The sequence below is a fragment of the Pelagibacterium luteolum genome, assembly GCF_900100665.1.
Lineage (GTDB): Bacteria > Pseudomonadota > Alphaproteobacteria > Rhizobiales > Devosiaceae > Pelagibacterium > Pelagibacterium luteolum.
The window spans coordinates 143,431-163,248 of record NZ_FNCS01000005.1; the positions used below are offsets into that span (position 1 = coordinate 143,431).

The 19,818-nt window shown below is 61.9% G+C and carries 22 protein-coding genes and 2 riboswitches; of the genes, 19 read left to right on the forward strand and 3 right to left on the reverse strand.

What is annotated here, in order from left to right; genetic code table 11:
- Positions 1-118: 118 nt before the first annotated feature.
- From BLR31_RS10925 to BLR31_RS10965, 9 genes are all read left to right on the forward strand, one after another.
- On the forward strand, positions 119-457 hold the full coding sequence (locus BLR31_RS10925; RefSeq protein ID WP_090596232.1) for a P-II family nitrogen regulator: 339 nt from the start codon (positions 119-121) through the stop codon (positions 455-457).
- An 86-nt stretch (positions 458-543) separates the two neighbouring features.
- Entirely contained in the window at positions 544-1,953 is a 1,410-nt protein-coding gene (gene glnA, locus BLR31_RS10930; RefSeq protein WP_090596051.1) for a type I glutamate--ammonia ligase, read from the forward strand.
- A gap of 246 nt (positions 1,954-2,199) precedes the next feature.
- On the forward strand, positions 2,200-2,646 hold the full coding sequence (locus BLR31_RS10935) for a (2Fe-2S)-binding protein (RefSeq protein WP_090596055.1): 447 nt from the start codon (positions 2,200-2,202) through the stop codon (positions 2,644-2,646).
- A gap of 2 nt (positions 2,647-2,648) precedes the next feature.
- The gene (locus BLR31_RS10940; RefSeq protein WP_090596058.1) at positions 2,649-4,859 is read left to right on the forward strand and encodes a xanthine dehydrogenase family protein molybdopterin-binding subunit; all 2,211 of its coding nucleotides are present in this window, start codon (positions 2,649-2,651) and stop codon (positions 4,857-4,859) included.
- Between the two features lie 153 nt (positions 4,860-5,012).
- A complete protein-coding gene (locus BLR31_RS10945) occupies positions 5,013-6,035 on the forward strand; it encodes a serine hydrolase domain-containing protein (RefSeq protein ID WP_090596060.1) in 1,023 nt (340 codons plus the stop codon).
- Between the two features lie 160 nt (positions 6,036-6,195).
- Positions 6,196-7,089, forward strand: a complete 894-nt coding sequence (locus tag BLR31_RS10950; protein ID WP_090596235.1) for a sensor domain-containing diguanylate cyclase — start codon at positions 6,196-6,198, stop codon at positions 7,087-7,089.
- 123 nt (positions 7,090-7,212) lie between these two features.
- Positions 7,213-7,677 (forward strand): hypothetical protein, encoded by a 465-nt coding sequence (locus BLR31_RS10955; protein WP_090596063.1) that lies wholly within the window; start codon positions 7,213-7,215, stop codon positions 7,675-7,677.
- The gene (locus tag BLR31_RS10960; protein WP_090596066.1) at positions 7,677-7,901 is read left to right on the forward strand and encodes a helix-turn-helix transcriptional regulator; all 225 of its coding nucleotides are present in this window, start codon (positions 7,677-7,679) and stop codon (positions 7,899-7,901) included. Before BLR31_RS10955 ends, BLR31_RS10960 begins: the two co-directional genes overlap by 1 nt.
- A gap of 18 nt (positions 7,902-7,919) precedes the next feature.
- Complete coding sequence (locus BLR31_RS10965) at positions 7,920-8,882, forward strand: NAD(P)-dependent alcohol dehydrogenase (RefSeq protein ID WP_090596068.1); 963 nt, start codon at positions 7,920-7,922, stop codon at positions 8,880-8,882.
- A gap of 550 nt (positions 8,883-9,432) precedes the next feature.
- Here BLR31_RS10965 and queF read toward each other — a convergent pair.
- The 3 genes from queF to bluB form a co-directional block, all read right to left on the reverse strand.
- Positions 9,433-9,894 carry a preQ(1) synthase gene (gene queF / locus BLR31_RS10970; protein ID WP_090596070.1) on the reverse strand — a complete coding sequence of 154 codons (462 nt, stop codon included), beginning with the start codon at positions 9,892-9,894 and terminating at the stop codon, positions 9,433-9,435.
- Positions 9,891-10,130: a hypothetical protein gene (locus BLR31_RS21375; RefSeq protein ID WP_143009376.1), complete on the reverse strand. Its 240-nt coding sequence runs from the start codon at positions 10,128-10,130 to the stop codon at positions 9,891-9,893. Before BLR31_RS21375 ends, queF begins: the two co-directional genes overlap by 4 nt.
- A 176-nt stretch (positions 10,131-10,306) precedes the next feature.
- The gene (bluB, locus tag BLR31_RS10975; RefSeq protein ID WP_090596073.1) at positions 10,307-11,029 is read right to left on the reverse strand and encodes a 5,6-dimethylbenzimidazole synthase; all 723 of its coding nucleotides are present in this window, start codon (positions 11,027-11,029) and stop codon (positions 10,307-10,309) included.
- Between the two features lie 45 nt (positions 11,030-11,074).
- Positions 11,075-11,253, reverse strand: a riboswitch (cobalamin riboswitch).
- 66 nt (positions 11,254-11,319) lie between these two features.
- A riboswitch (TPP riboswitch) is annotated at positions 11,320-11,434 on the forward strand.
- A gap of 52 nt (positions 11,435-11,486) precedes the next feature.
- Here bluB and thiC point away from each other — a divergent pair.
- The 10 genes from thiC to queE all read left to right on the forward strand — a co-directional run bounded on the left by thiC (position 11,487) and on the right by queE (position 19,552).
- Positions 11,487-13,316 (forward strand): phosphomethylpyrimidine synthase ThiC, encoded by a 1,830-nt coding sequence (gene thiC, locus BLR31_RS10980; RefSeq protein ID WP_483145418.1) that lies wholly within the window; start codon positions 11,487-11,489, stop codon positions 13,314-13,316.
- Positions 13,317-13,323: 7 nt separating this feature from the next.
- Positions 13,324-14,319, forward strand: coding sequence for a glycine oxidase ThiO (thiO, locus tag BLR31_RS10985; RefSeq protein ID WP_090596240.1), 996 nt, complete (start codon positions 13,324-13,326; stop codon positions 14,317-14,319).
- A complete protein-coding gene (gene thiS, locus BLR31_RS10990; protein WP_090596076.1) occupies positions 14,303-14,500 on the forward strand; it encodes a sulfur carrier protein ThiS in 198 nt (65 codons plus the stop codon). Before thiO ends, thiS begins: the two co-directional genes overlap by 17 nt.
- 3 nt (positions 14,501-14,503) lie before the next feature.
- Positions 14,504-15,274, forward strand: a complete 771-nt coding sequence (locus BLR31_RS10995; protein WP_090596078.1) for a thiazole synthase — start codon at positions 14,504-14,506, stop codon at positions 15,272-15,274.
- Complete coding sequence (locus BLR31_RS11000) at positions 15,271-15,870, forward strand: thiamine phosphate synthase (protein ID WP_090596080.1); 600 nt, start codon at positions 15,271-15,273, stop codon at positions 15,868-15,870. Before BLR31_RS10995 ends, BLR31_RS11000 begins: the two co-directional genes overlap by 4 nt.
- Before the next feature lies 1 nt (position 15,871).
- Complete coding sequence (locus BLR31_RS11005) at positions 15,872-16,846, forward strand: HesA/MoeB/ThiF family protein (RefSeq protein ID WP_090596083.1); 975 nt, start codon at positions 15,872-15,874, stop codon at positions 16,844-16,846.
- Positions 16,843-17,631, forward strand: a complete 789-nt coding sequence (gene thiD, locus BLR31_RS11010) for a bifunctional hydroxymethylpyrimidine kinase/phosphomethylpyrimidine kinase (protein WP_090596086.1) — start codon at positions 16,843-16,845, stop codon at positions 17,629-17,631. Before BLR31_RS11005 ends, thiD begins: the two co-directional genes overlap by 4 nt.
- Before the next feature lie 132 nt (positions 17,632-17,763).
- Positions 17,764-18,462: a 7-cyano-7-deazaguanine synthase QueC gene (gene queC, locus BLR31_RS11015; RefSeq protein WP_090596088.1), complete on the forward strand. Its 699-nt coding sequence runs from the start codon at positions 17,764-17,766 to the stop codon at positions 18,460-18,462.
- Positions 18,459-18,818 (forward strand): 6-carboxytetrahydropterin synthase QueD, encoded by a 360-nt coding sequence (queD, locus tag BLR31_RS11020; protein ID WP_090596092.1) that lies wholly within the window; start codon positions 18,459-18,461, stop codon positions 18,816-18,818. The genes queC and queD overlap by 4 nt, the downstream gene beginning before the upstream one ends.
- Positions 18,815-19,552 carry a 7-carboxy-7-deazaguanine synthase QueE gene (gene queE, locus BLR31_RS11025; protein WP_090596095.1) on the forward strand — a complete coding sequence of 246 codons (738 nt, stop codon included), beginning with the start codon at positions 18,815-18,817 and terminating at the stop codon, positions 19,550-19,552. Before queD ends, queE begins: the two co-directional genes overlap by 4 nt.
- Positions 19,553-19,818: the final 266 nt, after the last annotated feature.

A 19,818-nucleotide genomic window follows, 5' to 3' on the forward strand; every position in this document is an offset into this window, starting at 1 on the left:
ACCTACGCCCGGCCCTCTATCCCCTTGGACTGTATGGAATTCCGACGCTTTAGTTGCGCTTGGCACGGCCCCTGCATTTGATGGCGCAACCAGTCCCGAACACTGAGGAGACGTGGACATGAAAAAGATCGAGGCTATCGTCAAACCGTTCAAGCTCGACGAGGTCAAGGAAGCCCTTCAAGAGGTGGGTCTCCAGGGCATTACGGTTACAGAAGCCAAGGGGTTTGGCCGGCAGAAGGGCCATACCGAATTGTATCGCGGCGCAGAGTATGTCGTAGACTTCCTGCCCAAGGTAAAAGTCGAGGTGGTCGTTCCCGATCATCTCGCGGACAAGGCGATCGAAGCCATCCGCAATGCGGCCCAGACAGGACGTATCGGCGACGGCAAGATTTTTGTCTCGACGGTCGAACAGGCCATCCGAATCCGCACGGGCGAAAGCGGAGACGAAGCACTTTAGGGCTTCGCAGCAAGAGTCAGGCGTGCGACCCCTCTCCCTGGGTTCGCGTCGCTAAAACCCACAACACCAATTACTGGGGAACACTTATGAGTTCATCTAAAGACCTGATCAAACGGATCAAGGACGAAGGCATCAAATATGTCGACCTTCGCTTCACCGACCTGCGCGGCAAGCTGCAGCACGTCACCATGGACGTATCGGTCGTCGATGCGGAAATGTTCGAAGAAGGCGTTATGTTCGACGGCTCCTCGATTGCCGGCTGGAAGGCCATCAACGAGAGCGACATGGTCCTGATGCCGGACAATGATTCGGCTTATATCGACCCGTTCTTTTCGGCACCGACGCTGTGCGTGAACTGCGACATTCTCGAGCCGTCCACCTACCAGCCCTACAATCGCGACCCGCGCTCGATCGCCAAGAAGGCCGAAGCGTTCGTCAAGACCTCCGGCATCGGCGATTTCGTCGGCTTCGGTCCTGAACCCGAATTCTTCCTGTTCGACGACGTGAAGTACTCGACCTCGACCTACAACGTTGGCTTTTCGGTCGACTCGTCCGAACTCGGCTCCAATTCGGATTCCGATTACGAAGGCGGCAACACCGGTCACCACATCCCGCTCAAGAAGGGCTACTTCCCGGTTCCGCCCGTCGATAGCGCGCAGGATATCCGCGGTGAAATGCTCGAAGCGCTGGCTGCCATGGGCGTCACCGTTGAAAAGCACCACCACGAAGTGGCTTCGGCCCAGCACGAACTCGGCATCAAGTTCGCGCCGATGATCCAGTCGGCTGACCAGGTCCTGCTCTACAAGTACGGCGTGCAGCAGGTCGCCCAGTCCTATGGCAAGACCGCAACCTTCATGCCAAAGCCCGTATATGGCGACAACGGTTCGGGCATGCACTGCCACCAGTCGATCTGGAAGGACGGCAAGCCGCTCTTTGCCGGTGACGAATATGCCGGTCTCTCGATGGAGTGCCTTTATTACATCGGCGGCGTGATCAAGCATGCCAAGGCGATCAACGCTTTCACCAACCCAACCACCAACTCCTACAAGCGTCTGGTGCCTGGTTTCGAAGCCCCTGTGCTGCTGGCCTACTCGGCTCGCAACCGCTCAGCTTCGTGCCGCATCCCCTTCGGCCAGTCGCCGAAGTCCAAGCGCGTCGAAGTCCGCTTCCCCGATCCCCTTGCCAACCCATACCTCGCCTTTACGGCGCTGCTCATGGCTGGTCTCGACGGCATCAAGAACAAGATCCACCCGGGCGACCCGATGGACAAGGATCTCTACGAGCTGCCCAAGGAAGAGCTCAAGGACATCCCGACCGTTTCCGCCTCGCTGCGTGAAGCTCTGGAAAACCTCTCGGCAGACCGCGACTTCCTCAAGGCCGGCGGCGTGATGGACGACGACTTCATCGACAGCTACATCGACCTCAAGATGGAAGAAGTCATCCGCTTCGAGCACACCCCGCACCCCGTCGAATACGAAATGTACTATTCGGCATAGAGTGTCAGAAGCCTGTCATTGGCTTCTCGAATATCGAAAGGGCTCCTCCGGGAGCCCTTTTTTGTTGTCCGCCGAATTTCGCAATCACCACACCGTGAATTCTAGAATGGTGGCTAGACCACCTACTACAATTTGCCTAGCATGTTAGCTTCGCTACGTCGGTGACCATCCCGTTCGGGGCAGGCCTCAAACCTGACGTCCAGCGATCAATCAAGCTGATAAACAGCTGCTGGAGGACGACTAGACATGACTGACTTCACTCTGAACGGGACGACGGTATCCGTCGACGTCCCCGAGGATACCCCTTTGCTTTGGGTGATTCGGGATGAGCTGGGCATGCACGGCACCAAATTCGGGTGTGGCGTTGCCGCCTGTGGTGCGTGCACAGTGCATCTCGATGGACAAATGACGCGCTCCTGCGTCACGACGCTCGGCAGCGTTGCCGGCCGTGAAGTCACCACCATCGAAGGCTTGGGCGACGAGCACCCGCTGCAACAGGCCTGGATCGAACATCAGGTTCCCCAGTGCGGTTACTGCCAGTCCGGCCAGATCATGTCTGCCGCAGCGCTGCTCGCCCAGAACCCGAGCCCGACGCGCGAAGAGATCAAGACTCACATGAACGGCAATATCTGCCGCTGCGGCACCTATCCGCGCATTGTCGCGGCTATAGAATCCGTGAGCGAGGAAGCCTGATCATGAACACTCGCTTCACCTCCAAAACCACAAGCGCGATTGCCCTCAATCGTCGCAGCTTTCTCATCGGCACCGGCTCGCTGACCGTCGGCGTCGCATTCGGCAGTCTGGGCGCTGCGTCGGCCTTTGCCCAGGATGCGGCCTTTACGGAATCGTCCGAGGGCTTTCAGCCCAGCGTTTTCGTCAGCATCGAATTTGGCGGCGCCGTCCGCATTTTCTACAACAAGGCCGAGATGGGTCAGGGCGTTCTGACCGGCCTGCCCATGATCATTGCCGAGGAAATGGACGCCGATTGGGCCAATGTGGTCATCGAGCGCGCCCCCGGCGTCGGGCCTTATGGCAATCAGGGCACTGTCGGCTCCACCTCGACATCGCGCCAGTTCACCGAGTTCCGTCTGATCGGAGCCCAGGTTCGCCGTGTTCTGATGATGAACGCCGCTGAAATGCTGGATGTGCCGCTCGAGGAATTGACGACCGAACCCCATGCCGTCGTGCATGCAGCTTCGGGCCAACGCCTCAACTATGGCGAGATCGCCGCTGGCGGAAAGGTGCCCGATCCCCTGCCCGAGATGACCGAGGCCGACCTCAAGTCGCCGCAGGATTTCCGGATCATCGGGTCCCAGGACATCAAGCGCTACGATATCCCCTCCAAGGTTAACGGAACTGCGGTCTTCGGCATCGACGTCGACGTGCCCGACATGCTCTATGGTGCCGTGCTGCGCGCTCCGGTCGCTGGCGAGGAACCCGTCGATATCGACGATGCTGCGGCTCTCGATGTCGCCGGCGTCGTGGCTGTCGTCCCGATGCTCAATGGCGTCGGCGTCGTCGCGGAAAGCCTCTACGCTGCCAAGGCCGGCGTTGCAGCGCTGGACGTCTCGTGGACCGACACGGCCTTCGCACGCGGCTTTAACAGCGATGCCGCGCTCGACGATGGCCTCGTAACCATTGATGACGACAACGCCGAATGGGTCGTGCAGGGCGAAGCCGGCGATTTCGACGCGGCCGAGCGCGTCGAGAAGCTGACATTCCGCACCAACATGGTCGCCCATGCCTGCATGGAGCCCATGAACGCCACCGTAATTGCCAATGACGACGGCTCGTTCGAGGTCTGGGCGGGCGTCCAGAACCCGAACATCGCCCTGGCCGCCGTGCGCGGCGCAGCGGGACGGGAAGATGCCGAGGTCGCGCTCAACGTCACGCTGCTCGGCGGTGGCTTTGGCCGTCGCAACGAGGCCGACTATGTGCGCGATGCCACTACCCTTGCGCTCGGCGTACCCGGCCGGCCCGTCAAGGTGGTCTGGACGCGCGAAGAAGACATCCATAACGATCCGTTCCGTCCGCTCAGCGTGCAGCAGGTTCAGGCGGCCCTTGATGCCGATAACAACATCATCGGCTGGCGTCACCGCGTTTTGACCCCGGCCTATGGGGCGGGCGATGCCACCACCACATTGGCGGCCGCGGAATTCGAAGGCTTCGATTTCCTCACCGCTGGCGGGGGATCGCATCCCTATACCGAACTGCGGCAGACCGAGTACATGCACATGCCGACCGGCATCAAGGTCGGTGCCTGGCGCGGCATTTCCGACAGCTACATGAAGTACGCGATCGAATCGATGATCGACCATGTCGCAACACTGCGCGACGAAGACCCCGTTGCGTTCCGGCTCTCGATGCTCAGCGAAAACACCCGTGCGGCCGATATCATCCGCACCGTCGCCGACATGGCAGGCTGGGATTCCTTTGAAGCCCAGGAGGGTCGTGCCCTCGGCATCGGCTATTCGGACGCGCTCGGCTCGCACACCGCCTGCGTTGCCGACGTCTCGGTCGATCGCGAAACCGGCGTGCTGACCATCCACAAGATCTGGGCGGCCATCGATCCGGGCACGGTCGTCATGCCCGATCAGGTCGCGGCGCAGATCGAAGGCTCGATCATCTTCTCGCTTTCGCCCACGCTCAAGGAGATGGTGCGGTTCGCCGATGGCGTGCCGCAGGCCAACAATTTCTACGACTACCAGGTCATGCGCCAAAACGACGTGCCCGAGATCGAAGTTCGTGTCGTCTCGACTGATGCAGCTCCCGGCGGTGTCGGCGAAGCGGGCATTTCCCCGCTCGTGCCGGCCGTCACCAACGCCATGAGCCGCGCGCTGGGCGGCGTGCATTTCGGCTACCTGCCGCTGCTGCCTGAAAAAGTGCTCGAAGCCATCGAGGCCTGAGTTAAGATGGGGAGGGTCCGCCCTCCCCATTATCCCGTCCATCGCGATCTCGATATCGTGAGGGCGCAGGGCCAACACTGCCCCACAAAAACCCTTCTTGCTCAGCACATCCCCTGCTCTATTGTTTTGACCATCGTGCGGGGCGCTCGACTTATGAAATCATCGACATCGACTGGCGTTCTCGTGCTCTGCGCCGTGGCAGGCATCGCGTTCTCCGCGCCTCTCGTCGCGCAGGATGTGCCCGAACAGCTCACCGCGCTTCTCGACGAAGCCGACGATCTCGAAACACTGCGCACCGTCACGATTGCGCTCGATGGCGAAACCCTCATCGACCGCGGCTTTGACGGCTACACCTCGTCCGATCCCACCAACATCAAATCCGCCTCCAAGGTCATCGTCACCACGATGATCGGCATCGCCATCGACAAAGGATTGCTCGAGGGCGCCGACCAGCCGATCTCCGACATTTTGAGCGACCAGTTCCCCGCCGATCCCGACCCTCGCATCGAGGACATCACGCTCAGCCATTTGATGTCCATGCAGGCCGGCCTCGAGGCCACGTCCGGGGCCAATTACGGCCGCTGGGTCACCAGTTCCAACTGGGTTCGCTCGGCGCTCGATCAATCCTTCGCGACCGATCCCGGCGGCGCGATGATCTATTCCACTGGCTCGACGCATCTGCTCTCGGCCATCCTCACCGAAGTGGGGGGCGACACCTCGCGCCAGCTGGCCCGCGACTGGTTCGATCCGATCGACGACTTCGCCATCACCGGCTGGGAGCGCGATCCGCAGGGCATCTATCTTGGCGGCAACGAGTTCGCCATGACGCCCCTCTCGCTCCTCGCCTTCGGCGAAATGATCCGCAATGGCGGCGTCACTGCCGATGGCGAGCGCATCGTATCGGACGACTGGATCGAGCAATCCTGGGTTCAGCGCACCACATCGCGCTTTGGCGGCCATGGCTACGGCTATGGCTGGTTCCTCACCAATTTCGCCGACCATGACGTCCGCTACGCCTGGGGCTATGGCGGACAAATGCTCTACATCGTCCCCGAGCTCGACCTGACGGTCGTCATGACCTCCGATCCCAACAGCCCGTCAGGCGGCAATGGCTACCGCGACCGACTGCACGAATTGATGACAGAGATCATCGAAACCATCGACGCCGACGCCTGATCGGTCACCCACCATCCCACGCCCTCCGACGCCTCTTTAGGAAAAAGAAAGCCAAGTGTGGCAACACAAATGGAGGGAAGCGTTCGCGTGCCGAATATGCGCCGGGCTTCTCTCGCGTGGCAGAAGCCGCGTTGCCAGCTTGTATGAGAAAGTCGGCTCCGTGTTTACGCAGCAGCAGTTGAGCGCAATCCTCTATTCCCTGCCCGATCCGGCCTTCATTCTCACGCGCAGCGGGCGGTATGCCGCCGTATTTGGCGGCAAGGACGTCAGGCACTACCATGACGGCAGCGGACTGGTAGGGCGCACCATGTCCGAGATGCTGAAAGACGAAAAAGCACGCTGGTTCGCCGGCGAGATCGAAAAAGCGCTCCAAAGCGGCGTGCTCCACATCGTTGAATATGAGCTGCGCGGCAGCGACGTCAAAGGCGCCGGCGATGGCCCCAGCCATTCCATCTGGTTCGAAGGCCGCGTAAAAGCGCTCGATTTTCAGGTGGATGGCGAAGATGCGGTGGTCTGGATCGCCAGCAACATCACCGACAGGAACGAGGTTCAGCAAAAGCTGCGCCAATTGAGCGAAACCGACGCTCTGACCGGCCTATACATCCGTCGCAAGCTGCTCGAAACCCTGGATGACCGCCTGGCGATCTTTGAACGCGAACAGACCCAAACCTCGGTTCTGATCTTCGACCTCGACCATTTCAAAAGCCTCAATGACGCGCTGGGGCATCACGCCGGCGACGCCGCACTCGTCGAAATCGCGCGCCTCTGCCGCCAGCATCTGCGCCAGAGCGATGTGATCGCGCGGTTCGGCGGCGATGAGTTCGTCGTGGTCATGCCCGGCACCCATCGCGCCGAAGCGCTTGAAATTGCCGAGCGCCTGCGCGAAAACGTCCCCATCAGCCTCGAAGAAACCGTCCGCTACGCATCCACGATCAGCGGCGGTATCAGCGAATTCGGTTCCCCCGATCGCAGCTCCAACGAGATCCTCGCCCGCGCCGATGCCGGCATGTACCAATCCAAACGCGCGGGCCGCAATCGCGTCTCGGCGCTGTAGGAGAAAGAGCGGTCGCGTCCGCCCCTGCCCGTCCATAACCCAACTTTGCAATGTTAAAAATCTTTGACTTTACGTTTGCAGTGTTTTACACCTTGTAAAACTTGGATAACATTGGAGTCCCCGATGAGCATGCGTGAAAAGGTGGCGTGGATTTCCACGCTGACGGCTCTGGTCATTTTCGGATATTATTTCTGGAGTGTCTTATCGGACTTCGGCCAGCGGCAGCTCGACGGCGACGTGCTGTTCTGGCGCTTTATATGGTGCCTCGGCATTGCAGTGGCCATCATGCTGCCGGCGTCCCTGCTTGCGGCCTGGATCGGCAAGCAGCAATTTGATCCCCCACCCGACGAGATGGAACAAGCCATCGAGCGGCGTTCCTACCGCGCGGGGTTCGGCGTTCTCGAAGTCTCTCTCATCGCGATCATCCTCCTGAGTGGCTGGATTGCTGAGATGGCCCGCGCCGATTATCCGGTCGACGCTGCCGGCGCCACGAGCGTCATAATGGTCAACCTTCTGCTGTTCGCAATGGCTCTCGCCGGCGTCCTGCGCGAAATCCAAATTATCGTCGCATACCGGCGCTACGCGTGATGGTTGCCCCGCCACCCATCACCAACACGATCCGTCGGCTGCGGTTCGATCACGGCGAGATGACCCAGCAGCAACTGGCCGATCGGATCGGCGTAACCCGCCAGACGGTGGCAGCGATCGAGCAGAACAAATACTCGCCGTCCCTTGAGGCCGCTTTCCGCATTGCGGAGGTGTTCGGTGTCGAGATCGGGCAAGTCTTCCAGTGGACGAAATCCGGCTCCTGAGCCGCCAAGGAGGTTTCCATGCAAGCATGGTTCGCGCGCCGATATGGCGGCGTTGACGTTTTGCGGCTGGAAGAGCTCGCAACACCCACGCCGCGCGCCGGTCAACTGCTGATCCGCGTTCACGCCACCACGGTCAATTCCGCTGATGTGCGCGTTCGGGCCTGCAATTTTCCCAGGGGCACCAAAACCATCGGCCGCCTGGTTCTGGGGTGGAACGGCCCCCGCCAACCCATGCTTGGCACCGAACTGGCTGGTGTCGTCGAAGCGGTAGGGCCCGGTGTCAACCGGTTCCGCTCAGGCGATAAAGTCTTCGCGTTCCCTGGCGGCAAGATGGGATCGCATGCCCAGTTTGTCGTTATGTCAGAAAACGGGCCGGTCGCGCATATCCCCGAGGGACTGGACTTTGCTTCCGCCGCGTCCCTCAGCTTCGGCGGCACCACGGCCCTCCATTTTCTCCGCGCCGCCCGGCTTCGGCCAGACGACTCCCTGCTCGTGCTCGGCGGATCGGGCGCAGTGGGACTGGCCATGGTCCAGCTTGGCCGCCATCAAGGTGCAAAGGTCACCGCAACCACCAGCACGCTTAACTGCGAGCTCGTGGCCGATCATGGCGCAAACAGCGTCATCGATTACACGACGCCGCCTGTGTCCGGGCGCTATGACATCATTGCCGACACCGTCGGCGCGATGAATTTCACCACGGCCCAGGATGTCCTCAAGCCCCATGGTCGCTATCTGGCAATTGCCGGCGGCCTCGCCGAAATGGTCGGCGCACTGCGCCCTGGGCCGCACAACACGAAAATGATTGCCGGCCCGGCCACCGAGAGCCTCCAAGACATCACCGAACTCGCCCGCCTGTTCGGCGCCGGCCATTTCCGCTCCCATATCGACCACGTCTATTCATGGCCCGACCTGCCAGCCGCCCACGCCCATGCCGACACCGGCCGCAAACGCGGCAGCGTCGTGGTGACTCTCAGGGAATAGCGGAAATCTCCGAAGCCGTGCCCATGCCGGCATTTACCAATCAAAACACGCTGGCCGCAATCGCGTCTCGGCGCTGTAGGGGAGAGGGATGCCGCTCGATTTTCGGTCGTTTGCGTAACCACCAATGAATGTAACCGGCGGCTTCCGGCGCTGTTGCGGTCGTATTGCCCCCTTCCCGACCACTGCAAAGCGGTAATTGAGCAGGTCTCAAGTCTGTGCGAACCACCCCCCGGACGCAGTGAGAGATTTCAAATTATTCTGACAACGCCATGGATTGTCCGTTATCATGCAATCATCTCAAAAGCTCATTCGTACTTAGCTGGTAGACTCGCCGTTGTTCATCGCCGATGCAATCAGCGCCATCGTAGGGCTTTCAATGATGCAAGGTATCATCGACAGCCCGTTCAGCGACCACTGGAACGCCCTGAGTTACCGGCGTTTCTAAACAACGTCGTCCGCCTCCATCACAAGTCCCTGCAAGACGATCCGGCGCGCGCCTGACCTGAAACCTGCGATATACTTACTTTGAAAGGGCGCAATTCCGCGCTTGCTATCCGCGCCCACGATAGGTGGGGACGCCGGTTTCTGGAAGCCAGACATGTTCGGGTGGTCGGCCGGTCTGCCAGAAAACATCGATCGGGATACCGCCACGCGGATACCAATACCCTCCGATCCGCAGCCACCTCGGTTCCAAAAGGGCGGTCAATCGACGTCCGATCGAGACCGTGCAGTCTTCATGAAAGGCGCCGTGGTTGCGGAAAGAGGTGAGGTAGAGTTTCAGCGATTTGGACTCGACCAGCCAGTCGCCAGGCACGTAGTCGATGACGAGATGGGCGAAGTCGGGTTGCCCGGTAACGGGGCAAAGGGACGTGAACTCGGGGGCCGTAAATCTCGCGACATAGTCGGTGTCCGCCTGCGGATTTGGCACCCGCTCCAGCACGGCCTGTTCCGGGCTTTCGGCCGCTCGGACATCGCGACCGAGTTGGGTAACATCGAGAGGGTTCGCGTTCATGTGCGGGCTCCTTCACATGCCTTTGCGGTTCGCGCGGGGCCCCGGCGCCGCGCCGGTGCGAGACCGGCGATCAACATGCCGCTGGGCGCCATCAGCCCCTGCATCACCAGTGCACCGGTGCCGTAAATCGACCGAACATGGTCCATCATCCAACTTGAGAGGGAAAAGTTTAGCGTAAGCGCGGCACCTAGGGCAAAGCCCCCGATACGCCGCTTCGTATCAAGACGTTGTGACATCAATTTCTCCTGTTGCCGGCAAAACAGACCTGCACGTGGCTTGGTTATGCGCGCGCCATCGCGAGAGCAAGGCCTTGCGTGTTCATTGGCTTTTGCCCTTTTTATTGAGAACACCGATCATCGTCTGCGGCTGGTCTCCCGGGCTGGCTCGATCTCGGATCATAACCCGCGTCAGGCTAACGGAGCTCGCCGCTCAATTTCCCCTTTGCGTTCCATCCATCCTCAAAAACGAGGTCAGCAAGCGGGATCCGTTTCCGCCACCCCCTCTGCTCGAGCTCAGGCGAAGCAAAAAAGTTTTCGACTCGGCCCACGCAGAGATAGGCGACCAGCCGAATTGGTTCGGGGATCCCCAGCACCGCCTTGACGTCGGACTCCTTGAGGATGCTGACCCAGCCAACTCCCAGGCCTTCGGCCCTTGCGGCAAGCCAGAGGTTCTGGACGGCGCAGACCGTGCTGAACAGATCCATATCGGGCATGTGCGTGGCGCCCAGCACCACCGGGCCGCCGCGCGTGCGGTCGCAGGTAACGCAGATATTGACCGGCGCGCTGGTGATGCCTTCGAGCTTGAGAGCCCGATACGCGTCCTGACGATCCTTGGGGAACATCGACGCCGCCTCGTCATTGGCGCGAGCGAAAATCTCGGCAACCTGCCGCTTCCTTTCAGCATCGCGGATCACCAGAAAATTCCATGGCTGCATGAAGCCAACGGACGGCGCGTGGTGCGCGGCGTCCAGCATTCGCAACAACACATCGTCGCCGATGGCGTCGGGCAGGAACTGGCCACGCACATCACGCCGGCTATAAATGGCGCGATAGACCGCTTCGCGCTCCGCGTCCGTAAATGGTCCGCTCATCGTAAGGCGCGGTTGAAATTCAGGCTGATCGATAGCGTCTGGCATGGCGTTGCCCCTGTTAGAAAAGACACAGGAGCTGGGGTCCAGCCAGCTTCAAGAGGTCATCTGGCCGGTCTTCTGACTTGGGATCATCCCCGGCGGGCGCCTTCCCGGCTTGCGCCAGTGGCATATGCCCAACAGGTCCCCCGCACAGCGCTGGGCACGTCGCGGATTTCAACCGCGTTCCCGATTCTCCTGCAGAAGCAGGCACCAGATTTGGCGCCTATAGCGCGCAAGGTGCGCTGTGGCAAGACGGCGGTGACGGGTTGACATTGGGATGTCGATGCCGTTTCCTCACGACGTCCGAGGGGTGTCCGGGTCCGAAAGGATCTGGTCTGAGATGGCTGAGAGGCCGAACCCTTTGAACCTGATCCGGGTAATGCCGGCGAAGGGACGGGATCGTCATCCGCCACCAGAGCTGCGCCCGGGTTTCCGTTTTCACGAGAAAACATGGAGACCCATCGTGAACAAGACAATCAACGCCAAGGCGCTGGACGCCAATGGCATATCCACCACTCCGCTTTCAGCATCGCGCAAGGTTTATGCGAGCAGTCCGCGCGCTACCGATATCCACGTGCCGTTTCGTGAGATCGCTATCGATGATCCCAACGCTCCGGCGTTCCGGGTTTACGACACGTCCGGCCCCTATACCGATCCGGCCATTGCCATAGACCTCAAGCGCGGCCTGCCGCGCCTGCGCGAAAGCTGGGTTGCCGAGCGCGGCGATGCAGAACCCTATGCGGGTCGCGCCATCAAGCCCGAAGACGACGGCAATGTATCCCCGGAACGGGCCGTCGCGCATTTCCCCCTCGCCCATCAGCCGCTCCGCAGCCTCGCCGGGCGGCCGGTCACGCAATTGGACTATGCACGCGCCGGGGTCATCACCAAGGAGATGATCTTCGTCGCCGAGCGGGAGAATCTGGGGCGCCAGCTTATGCTGGAGGGTGCCGCGGCGCGCCTGGCCGATGGAGAAAGCTTCGGCGCGGCCATCCCGCCCTTCATCACCCCGGAATTCGTGCGCGACGAGATCGCCCGCGGCCGGGCGATCATTCCGGCCAATATCAACCACCCCGAAATCGAGCCGATGGTGATCGGGCGCAATTTCCTGGTCAAGATCAACGCCAATATCGGCAATTCCGCCGTTTCATCCTCGGTCGAGGAAGAAGTCGAAAAACTGGTCTGGGCGATCCGCTGGGGCGCCGACACCGTCATGGATCTCTCGACCGGCCGCAACATCCATGCCACCCGCGAATGGATCATCCGCAATTCGCCCGTCCCGATCGGCACGGTGCCGATCTACCAGGCGCTCGAAAAGGTCAACGGCAACCCCGCCAAGCTTGACTGGGACGTGTTCTCCGACACGCTGATCGAACAGTGCGAGCAGGGTGTCGACTACTTCACGATCCATGCCGGCGTGCGCCTCGCCCATGTGCCGCTGACCGCCAAACGCGTCACCGGTATTGTCTCGCGCGGCGGTTCCATCATGGCCGGCTGGTGCCTTGCCCACCACAGGGAAAGCTTCCTCTACGAACGCTTCGGCGACATTTGCGACATCATGGCCAAATACGACGTGTCGTTTTCACTCGGCGACGGCCTGCGCCCCGGCTCGATTGCCGATGCCAATGACGCAGCTCAGTTCGCCGAGCTCGAAACGCTGGGCGAGCTGACCAGGATCGCTTGGGACAAGGGTTGCCAGGTGATGATCGAAGGGCCCGGGCACGTCCCGATGCACAAGATCAAGGAGAACATGGATAAGCAGCTGCGTGAATGCGGCGAGGCTCCATTCTATACGCTGGGGCCCCTAACCACTGACATCGCTCCGGGCTATGACCACATCACCTCGGCCATTGGCGCTGGCATGATCGGCTGGTTCGGTACGGCCATGCTCTGCTACGTGACGCCCAAGGAACACCTGGGCCTGCCCAATCGCGACGACGTCAAGATCGGCGTCATCACCTACAAGATCGCGGCGCATGCGGCCGATCTGGCCAAGGGGCATCCAGCAGCGCAATTGCGTGACGATGCGCTGTCCAAAGCCCGGTTCGAGTTTCGCTGGGAGGACCAGTTCAACCTCTCGCTCGACCCCGATACGGCGCGCAGCTTCCATGACGAGACGCTGCCCAAGGATGCGCACAAGACCGCCCATTTCTGTTCGATGTGCGGGCCCAAATTCTGCTCGATGAAGATCACGCAGGATATCCGCGACATGGCCGCCCGCGAAGACGGCATGGCAGAGAAGTCGCGCGAATTCCTCGACCAGGGGGCCAAGGTCTATGTTCCGCTCGACCAGTAGCACGCCGCTGCGCGCAACTGTGATCGGGGCGGGGGTGGCGGGTCTGACAACCGCTCTCGCACTGGCCGAGCGCGGTGTTGCCGTGGAGGTGGTCGACCGCAATGTCGGGCTCGGCCCCGGGAGCTGTTCCTGGCACGCAGGGGGCATGCTCGCGCCGTGGTGCGAAATGGCCACGAGTGAGCCTATCGTCGGTCGCCTCGGCGCAACGTCCCTCGCCTGGTGGCGTGAGCGCTTCCCGGGCGTGGTGGCCAAGGGCACGCTGGTGGTCGCGCCCGCGCGCGATCTCGCCGAACTCGACCGCTTTGCCCGGCGTACCCAGCACTATGAATGGCTGGATGAGGCGGACTTGGCGTCGCTGGAGCCCGATCTGGCCGGTCGTTTCCGCAAGGGCCTTTTCTTCCCCGACGAAGGGCATCTCGATCCGCGCCGCGCGTTGGCGGCGCTTGTGGAGCGGCTGACAGCCCTTGGCGCGGCGATCCGGTTTGACACCGAGCTCGAGCCCGAGGCCGCGCGGGGCGATCTTGTCTTTGACTGCCGCGGGCTCAGCGGTCGCACCGACATGCCCGCCCTGCGCGGTGTTCGCGGGGAAATGGCATTGATCCGCGCACATAGTTTCTCGTTGACCCGACCGGTGCGCCTGCTGCATCCGCGCCTGCCGGTCTATCTGGTCCCGCGTGGCGACGGCGTGTTCATGCTGGGGGCGACCATGCTCGAAAGCGAATCGAAGGGGCCGGTCAGCGTGCGCTCCATGCTCGATTTACTGGGCGCCGCTTTTGCCGTCCATCCGGCGCTGGGCGAAGCGGAAATTATCGAATTCGGTGCCGATCTGCGCCCTGCCCTCCCCGACAATCTTCCCTCTGTGGAGCGAGCCGGACGCATCATCCGCGTCAACGGCCTCTTCCGCCACGGATTTCTGCTTGCCCCGGCTATAGCACAGATCGCCGCCGGTGCTGCGCTTGATCCCCATCTCGATACGGAGCTTGCTCATGCGAATTCTGCTTAACGGCGCCGAGCGGCAGCTCGCGGCGAGCCGCCTCGACGAGGCGCTCGACGCGCTGGGCTACAAAGGCGCCATCATTGCCACTGCCGTCAACGGACGGTTCGTGCCCTCGGCTCGCCGGGCGAACACGCACCTCGCCGAGGGCGACAGTCTCGAAGTGCTCGCCCCCATGCAGGGAGGCTGAGACATGGACTTTTATGGCATTGAGCTGTCCTCTCGCCTCCTCCTGGGCACGGCCCGTTATCCCTCGCCCAAAATCCTCGAGGCGGCGGTGCGTGCTTCACGGGCCGAAATCGTCACTGTGTCGCTCAGGCGCGAAGGCGGGGAGCAACGGGCCGGCCAGGCGTTCTGGTCCTTCATCAGCGAACTGGGTATCCGCGTCCTGCCCAATACGGCAGGTTGCCATTCGGTCAAGGAGGCAGTGACCACGGCCCATATGGCGCGCGAACTGTTCGGCACGACCTGGATCAAGCTCGAAGTGATCGGAGAGGCCGATACACTGCAACCCGATGTGTTCGGTCTGGTAGAAGCTGCACGCATCCTCACCGAGGACGGGTTCGACGTCTTTCCTTATACGACCGAAGACCTGGTCGTAGCCGAACGGCTGCTCGAGGCGGGTTGCCGGATATTGATGCCCTGGGGCGCCCCGATCGGATCGGCGCGTGGGCTCAACAACATCTTCGGGTTGCGCGCCATGCGGGCCCACTTCCCCGATGTGCCCCTGGTTATCGATGCCGGCCTCGGCCTGCCCTCGCACGCGGCAGCAGCAATGGAATTGGGCTATGACGCTGTGCTGCTCAATACCGCCATCGCCGAGGCGGGCGACCCGGTCCGAATGGCTGAGGCCTTTGCCCTCGCCGTGGACGCGGGCCGGCTAGCCCACGCCGCCTCCCCTATGGAGCCGCGCGACATGGCGGCGCCCTCGACCCCGGTCGTGGGCAAGGCGATCCTCGCATGACCCTTGATCGCTTCTATCCCGTGGTGCCCGATGCGGATTGGGTCGAGCGTCTGCTGACCTGGGGGGCAAAATTGATCCAGCTCCGCATCAAGGATTGCCCCGAGCCCGCGCTGCAGGCCCAAATTGAGCGCTCCAAAGCCGCCTGCGCGGCAGCAGGTGCACAATTGGTGGTCAATGACCATTGGCAATTGGCGCTCGATACCGGATGCGATTTCGTGCATCTGGGCCAGGAGGACCTGGCTGGGGCCGACATCGGCGCGCTGCGCCGCGCCGGGATACGCTTCGGCGTCAGCACACATGACCATGCCGAACTGGACCGGGCTCTGGTCGAAGCGCCCCATTATGTAGCTCTGGGGCCCATTTATCCCACCCAGCTCAAAAAGATGCCTTGGGCGCCCCAGGGACTGGAGCGAATCGCAGAGTGGAAGCGCCGCGTGGGTGCCCGGCCGCTGGTGGCCATCGGCGGGCTGACCGTGGCGCGGGCCGAACTCTGCGTGGCCGCCGGCGCCGATTGCGTCGCAGTTGTGGGCGACATCGTGCGTCATCCCGAACCCTCCCTCCAGGCGCGTGCCTGGCTCACGGCAACGAGGCCCTGACATGACCGATCGCTATATCCGCCAGACGACGCTGGCCGAAATCGGAGCCGCCGGACAAGCAAGGCTCGCCGCCGCCAAGGTGCTTGTCGTGGGCGCCGGCGGCCTCGGTTCGTCGGTCCTGCAGATCCTGGCGGGCGCCGGCATCGGCGAGATTGTCATCGTCGACCACGATCATGTCGAGGTCACCAATCTGCATCGGCAGCCGCTCTACGGCATGGACGACATCGGAGCTCCAAAGGCGAAGGCGGCGCGAAGGGCCCTGCTCCGTGCCAATCCCGGCATCGTCGTCACGGCCAGATCGGAGCGCCTGACGCCGAGCAATGCCGTCGCCTTGGTCCACGAGGCGAGCATCGTCATCGACGCCGCCGACAATTTTTCCGTGACCTATACCCTGTCCGACCGATGCCGGGCCCTGGACAAGCCATTGGTCAGCGCGTCGGTACTCGGCCTGTCCGGCTATGTCGGCGCTTATTGCGGCGGCGCGCCGAGTTATCGCGCGGTCTTTCCCGATGCACCGGAGATGGCCGGCAGTTGTGCCAGCGTCGGCGTGCTGGGTTCTGCCGTAGCGACCCTGGGTAGTCTCCAGGCCCATATGGCGCTTCACCTGCTGCTCGATCTCAAGCCCCGCGTGCTGGGCCGTGTGATCAGCTTTGACGGACACAGGATGCAGTTCGGTGGGTTCCGTTTTACCGATTGCCCAGAGCCTGAGCACGCAGCGCCGTTCATCGGACTGACGGACCTCGCCCCAAATGACATTGTCATCGACTTGCGCGGCGTCGTCGAAGCCCCTACCCCGCCGCGTACCGACGCGCTCCGCCTGACGCCGGCGGATGTCGACCAATTGGCGTCGGCGCAAAGCGATGCACGCATCGTGCTCTGCTGCCGTAGCGGGCAGCGGGCCCTGCGGGCTGCAGGACGGTTGCAGCTCCTGGGTCGGCACAATCTGGCGCTGGTAGCGATCGGAGACGTGACGTGACGCCCGTTGCGCTTACAGTCGCCGGCTCGGATTCGGGTGGCGGCGCGGGTATCCAGGCGGATCTCAGGACGTTTGCGGCGTTTGGAGTCTTCGGAACCAGCGCGATTACGGCGGTGACGGCGCAAAACAGCATGCGCGTCGACGCTGTCCATGTAATACCGCCCGACGTCGTGGCGGCCCAGATCGACGCGGTGTTCGCCGATCTGGCCGTGAACTCGGTCAAGATTGGCATGCTCGGCAGTGTCGATGTCATCGCCGCGGTCGCCGAACGCCTGACACTGCACGAAGCCAGCGGGATCGTCCTCGACCCGGTTCTCGCCGCAACGAGCGGCGCGCGCTTGTTGCCGGAGCGGGCTCTTGACGCGCTGATCACACAGCTGTTGCCCAAAGCCCATTTGCTTACGCCCAACCTACCCGAGGCAGCCGCCTTGACCTGTTCGTCGGTGGCCGAGGACGAGGCCGCGGTGATCGTCCAGGCCAGGAAACTGCTCGCGATGGGACCGCAGGCGGTTCTGATTAAGGGCGGCCATGATGTGGGAAGGCAAAGTACCGACGTGCTTGTTGACGCTGATGGCGTCACCCGCTTCGACGCAGAGCGTCTGGATGTCGGTGACATTCACGGCGGGGGCTGTGTTCTGTCCTCGGCAATCGCTGCGGGCCTGGCTCAGGGCCTGCCGCTCGCGGCCTCAATTGCCCAAGCCAAGCACCTCGTATCCCGCACCCTCGCAGTGGCATCGCGCCAAACATTGGGCTCGGGTGCCCTGTTGCTGCATCCGATCAGCTGATCGTTGTGAACCCTTTGCCACGATGTCACAGCCTCCAGGCGCCCATTCACAAATCACTGCCGTTGGCGTAGAGGGAAGCTAGAGCAATCTCCGGTCGCAGCCTTACCCGGTCAAAACAAGGGATCCACATCTATGAAGACTATCGTCATCTGCTCCGGCGGATTGGACTCGGTTTCGCTCGCGCACAAGGTAGCGGCCGAGCAAACTCTCACGGGCCTCGTTTCGTTCGACTACGGACAGCGGCACAGCAAGGAACTCGGCTTTGCCGCGGCCTGCGCACAACGGCTTGGCGTCCCCCACCAGATCATCGATATCCGTGACATTGGACGCCAACTCAGCGGTTCCGCACTCACCGACGATGTTGCCGTTCCCGATGGACATTATGCCGAAGAGTCGATGAGGATCACGGTAGTGCCCAATCGCAACGCCATCATGCTGACGATAGCCTTCGGCGTCGCAGCTGCACGACATGACGAGGCCGTCGGTGTTGCTGTCCATGGCGGCGACCATTTCATCTATCCCGATTGCCGGCCCGACTTTATCGACGCTTTCCAGGCGATGCAGAACCACGCGCTCGACGGCTATGCCGATGTCCGCCTCTACGCTCCGTTCGTCAACATATCCAAAGCCGATATCGTGACCGAGGGCGCTCGGCACCTAACCCCCTTCGATCAAACCTGGTCGTGCTATAAGGGGGGTGACGTGCACTGCGGGCGATGCGGCACCTGTGTCGAGCGGCGGGAAGCGTTCGACCTGGCGCGGCTTCAGGACCCCACTGAATATGCCGATTCGGATTTCTGGCGCGCCGCCGTGCAGGCAAGACACGCATGACCTATCGCATCACCAAGGAATTCCATTTCTCCGCGTCCCACCAGCTCGTGTCGCTTCCGTCCGACCACCAGTGCGCCCGCCTGCATGGCCACAACTACATCGTCGAGGTCGAATTGAAGGCTGATGAGCTCAATGAGCATGGCTTCGTGCGGGACTATCAGGATTTGTCGGTGCTCAAGCACTATATCGACACCGCCTTCGACCACCGCCATCTCAACGACGTGCTAGGGCACGGCAGGGTTACCGCCGAGTGCCTGGCCAAGCACTTCTTTGATTGGTGCAAGACGCGCCTCCCCGAGGTTTCGGCTGTACGCGTCAGCGAAACGGCCAAGACATGGGCGGAATACCGTCCATGAAGCATGTGAACGCCCCAACCATCCGCGTCAGCGAGATTTTCGGCCCGACCATTCAGGGCGAGGGCCTGCTCATTGGCCTGCCGACCGTATTCGTGCGGACAGGAGGGTGCGACTATCGATGCTCGTGGTGCGACAGCTTGCACGCCGTCGAAAATCGCTTTCGCGGCGACTGGGAGGCGATGACGGCGGAGCAGATTTGGGAACGTGTCCGCGCCCTGTCCGGCGGTAATCCATTGACGGTGTCGCTTTCGGGCGGCAACCCGGCTATCCAACCGCTAGGCGAACTGATCGCACTCGGCCATCAGGACGGCTATCGTTTTGCCCTTGAAACTCAAGGCTCGGTGGCGCGGGAGTGGTTCTCGACGCTGGATAGTCTTGTCTTGAGCCCCAAGCCGCCATCGAGCCAGATGAGCACCGACTGGGCAGCATTTGATGCATGTCTGGAGGCCGCGCAAAGCGGGCCGACGACCGTGCTCAAGCTCGTAGTCTTTGATGATGCTGACTATGCCTACGCCAAGGATGCCGCGGCGCGTTATCTGAACCTGCCAATCTACCTTCAGCCCGGCAACCACACGCCACCCTCTCCCGATGCTGACGATGTAATTGTCGACGTCCCGGGGGTGATGAAGCGCACGGAATGGCTCGTCGACAAAGTCATCCAGGACCGCTGGTTCAGCGCGCGGGTCCTGCCTCAGCTTCATGTCCTGTTGTGGGGCAATGCCCGCGGCGTCTAGGGATTTTGCCCAACAAGTCTGTCTAAGCATGAGAGCCTTCAACGTATCGGCAAAGCCGGTTTCGAGTCGCCTGACCATGCGTCACATGCCGGCATTGCGCGATGCTGGTCAGCAGATCGCGATGCTCCCACTTTGGACCACGTCACGGCAGCTCTGTTCGGCCAATCCGGCATCGACATTGATCTTGGTCGGAATGGCAACTTTCAAGAAGTCGAAAAGAGAGGGCGTACGGCCAGAACGGGGGCGCTTTGCGGTCTAAGTCGGGT